This is a genomic window from Micromonospora sicca, assembly GCF_003172935.1.
In the GTDB taxonomy this organism is placed as follows: Bacteria; Actinomycetota; Actinomycetes; order Mycobacteriales; family Micromonosporaceae; genus Micromonospora; species Micromonospora sicca.
Genome location: NZ_QGKS01000431.1, coordinates 1 through 2,950, shown reverse-complemented (window position 1 = coordinate 2,950; position 2,950 = coordinate 1). Strand labels below are relative to the sequence as shown.

Below are 2,950 nucleotides of genomic sequence, written 5' to 3'. Positions count from 1 at the left end.
CCTGCGGCCGCGCCCCGGCCCCCCGTACGCCCACCTCCGGGGCGAGGCCGCAGCAGTCCACGCCGGACGTCGACGGGCCGGTGGGACAACCGCCCGCGATGGCCGCCGGAGCGTCTCGGGCGATCACCGACGACGGCATCAACCGGCCGCTGGCGGTTTCCGCGGTGCTGGCGGTGGCGAGCATCGTCGGCGCGCAGATGGGCGCGGTGCTCGGCCTGCGACGGCGGCCGGTCGTCCGGGTCGCCGGGCGGGCGCTGTCCAACGGCCGGCACCGCAGGGACTGACCGGCACCCGCGAACCCCACCGCCCCGGCGACCGGTGGCGGTCGGCGGCCTGTCGATGGTCCGGCGGTCCGGCGGTCGGCGGCGGTCCGGCGATTGGCGGCGGTCGTCGCTTCGGGGTCCGCCACCCTCACAGTCAGGGCAGGCGGGTCTCCAGGACGCCGTTGACCACCCGAGTCGGCAGGATCTGCTGGTCGTTCGCGGACGGCCCGTGCACGACCTCGCCGCCGTTGAGCCGGAACGTGCTGCCGTGCCACGGGCAGACCACGCAGTCGTGGCCGTCGATTTCCTGCACCTCGCCCTGGCCGAGCGGGCCGCTCTGGTGCGGACAGCGTTCCAGCATCACGGTGACCTCGTCACCGTGCCGGTAGAGGATCACCGAGACGTCGTCCACCTCGCGGGTGACCAGCTGCCGCTGCGGCAGCGTGGCCATGTCCGCCAGGGAGTGCCAGCCGTCGCTGATCCGGTGCAGCTCGGAGACGCTCTGGGTGGTCTGCGCCCCCTGCTTGTACGCCAGGTGCCCGCCCAGGTACGCCCCCGTGCTCGCGGCGGAGAGCCCCAGGTAGGCCAGCGCCCGGCCCAGCCCGTGCCGACCGTTCAGCCGGGCGGCCAGTGAGCCGGTGTAGAGGGCCAGCCCGATGGTGTTGGAGGCGGCGTGCGCCAGCCCGATCCGGCGCTGGTCGCGGGTGAGGCTGGCCCAGTCGTTGAGCCCGGCCACCGCGGCCGGCAGTGCGCTGACCGTACCGACACCGACCAGCGCGGTGGCGGCCCGGCGCTGCCCGGGCATCAGGTCGACCACGGCGGCGGAGATCCAGGCGCCGACCGGCACCTGCACCATCGCCGGGTGCAGCGGATGCCCGAGCCAGACGCCGTGCAGCGCGTCGCGAACCCGCTGTGGACGCAGGATGGTCTGGACCGCGCGCTGCAACCGGTCGCCCACCCGGTCCAGCGCGGAGGCCTGTTCGAGTTTCGTTATCAGTTCACGCACTCGGTCCGACTTCCCCGCAGGAGCGGCCCCAAACCGGGCGGCGACGACGAATCACCCCTCCGATACCCGGACCACCCGACGCCCACCCGCGCGTCCTCAAGATCACGCTCGACCGGAGACAGCGCGATTTTGAGGGCGGCGGCGGGGCGGGCGTCAGGCGGACCAGCGGTCGGCGTGCAGCGCGGCGGCGAGCGGGCGACCGGCGCGCCAGCCGTGGCGGACCAGGTCGGGAACGGTCTCGAGGTGGGCGACCGGGCCGAGGCAGAGCCAGGCGACCGGACGGACGCCGGCCGGGATGCCCAACAGTTCGGCCAGGAACGGCTCCCGGTAGAAGGAGACCCAGCCGACGCCGAGCCCCTCGGCGGTGGCGGCCAGCCAGAGGTTCTGGATGGCCAGGCAGACCGAATAGAGCCCGGCGTCGGCGATGGCGTGCCGGCCGAGCACGGCCGGACCACCGCGCGCGGGGTCGTACGTGACGACGACCGAGAGCGTTGACTCCAGCACCCCGTCGATCTTGATCCGGGCGAACCGCTCGGCGGCCGAACCGTCCAGGGTGGCGGCGAAGGTGTCCCGCTCGACCTGCACGTGACGGTGGAAGCGGCGGCGGGTCTCCGGGTCGCGTACCAGGATGAAGTCCCACGGCTGGGAGTGGCCGACGCTCGGCGCGGCGTGCGCCGCGGTGAGGATGCGGTCCAGCGAGTCGTCCGGCACCGGCGCCCCGGTGAACTCGGCGCGTACGTCCCGACGGCGGTGGATGACGTCGTACAGATCCAAGGCAGGCTCCCGCTGCGCTCGGCCCGGCCCGAAAGGGGCGGGCAGGCTGACGCGAGGCCGGTCTTCGGACTCCCGGATCGACGCCTGGCCGTCCGCCTTCCCAGCCGTACGGCCAGTGGCTGCGCGTGACGCGCGTGGACGGTGGCTCCCCGGTCACCGCGGCGGGCCCGTGCCGGATTTCCACCGGCTTCCCGATTCTCCCCGCTCGCGCGGGGCACCTCACATGATCGTGCCGCCGCCGATGCTAGCGCCCGCCCCGGCCGGCAGGACCGGCCCGGGGAGCGGGAAATCCGGTCGCGGCCGCACCGCCGGACCGCCATCGTGTTCCGGGTGTACGCGCATGCCTCCCGCCCCCTGCCGGTCCACCCGGCCGCCCGGCTCACCGCGGCGCTCGGCGGCCCCGAGGCCGTACCGCCGCCGCTGCTGATGCTGCTCGGAATGGTCTCCACGCAGGTCGGCGCGGCAGTCGCCAAGCAGCTCTTCACGGCGACCAGCCCGGGGGGCACCACCACCCTGCGGCTCGGCCTTGGCGCACTGGTCCTGCTCGCGGCCAGCCGGCCGGGGCTGCGGCTGGGCTGGCGGGCGGCCGGGCTGGTCGGGGCGTTCGGGGTGGCCATGGCCGCGATGAACCTCGCCTTCTACGCCGCCCTGCAGCGGGTGCCGCTCGGGGTGGCGGTCACCGTCGGCTTCGCCGGTCCGCTGCTGGTGTCGCTGCTGGGCAGCCGCCGGTTCACCGACGTGCTCTGGGCAGCGCTGGCCGGCACGGGCGTGCTGCTGCTGGCCGGGCTCGGCGGGGTCAGGGTGGACGCCGTCGGCCTGCTGCTCTGCGCGCTGATCGCGGTCGGCTGGGCCGGGTACGTGCTGCTCGGCAAGGCGATGAGTGGACACGTCCCGGGCACCCGGGGGC

Annotated in this window: 3 protein-coding genes, 1 pseudogene and 1 riboswitch; of the genes and pseudogenes, 2 read left to right on the top strand and 2 right to left on the bottom strand. The window is 74.9% G+C overall.

Annotation, left to right across the window (positions count from 1 at the left end; genetic code table 11):
* Positions 1 to 284, top strand: a pseudogene (locus DKT69_RS32770) (LysM peptidoglycan-binding domain-containing protein); the annotation flags it as partial.
* 133 nt (positions 285 to 417) lie between these two features.
* On the opposite strand, the gene DKT69_RS32765 reads toward DKT69_RS32770, so the two are convergent.
* Both DKT69_RS32765 and bluB read right to left on the bottom strand, forming a co-directional pair.
* Complete coding sequence (locus DKT69_RS32765; protein WP_109805286.1) at positions 418 to 1,269, bottom strand: Rieske (2Fe-2S) protein; 852 nt, start codon at positions 1,267 to 1,269, stop codon at positions 418 to 420.
* Between the two features lie 153 nt (positions 1,270 to 1,422).
* Complete coding sequence (gene bluB, locus DKT69_RS32760; RefSeq protein WP_109805285.1) at positions 1,423 to 2,043, bottom strand: 5,6-dimethylbenzimidazole synthase; 621 nt, start codon at positions 2,041 to 2,043, stop codon at positions 1,423 to 1,425.
* A 38-nt stretch (positions 2,044 to 2,081) separates the two neighbouring features.
* Positions 2,082 to 2,280: riboswitch (cobalamin riboswitch) on the bottom strand.
* Between the two features lie 93 nt (positions 2,281 to 2,373).
* Between bluB and DKT69_RS37990 the strand changes: the two genes are divergently transcribed.
* Positions 2,374 to 2,950, top strand: a 577-nt coding sequence (locus DKT69_RS37990; protein WP_368666294.1) for an EamA family transporter, incomplete at its 3' end; no start/stop codon positions are given.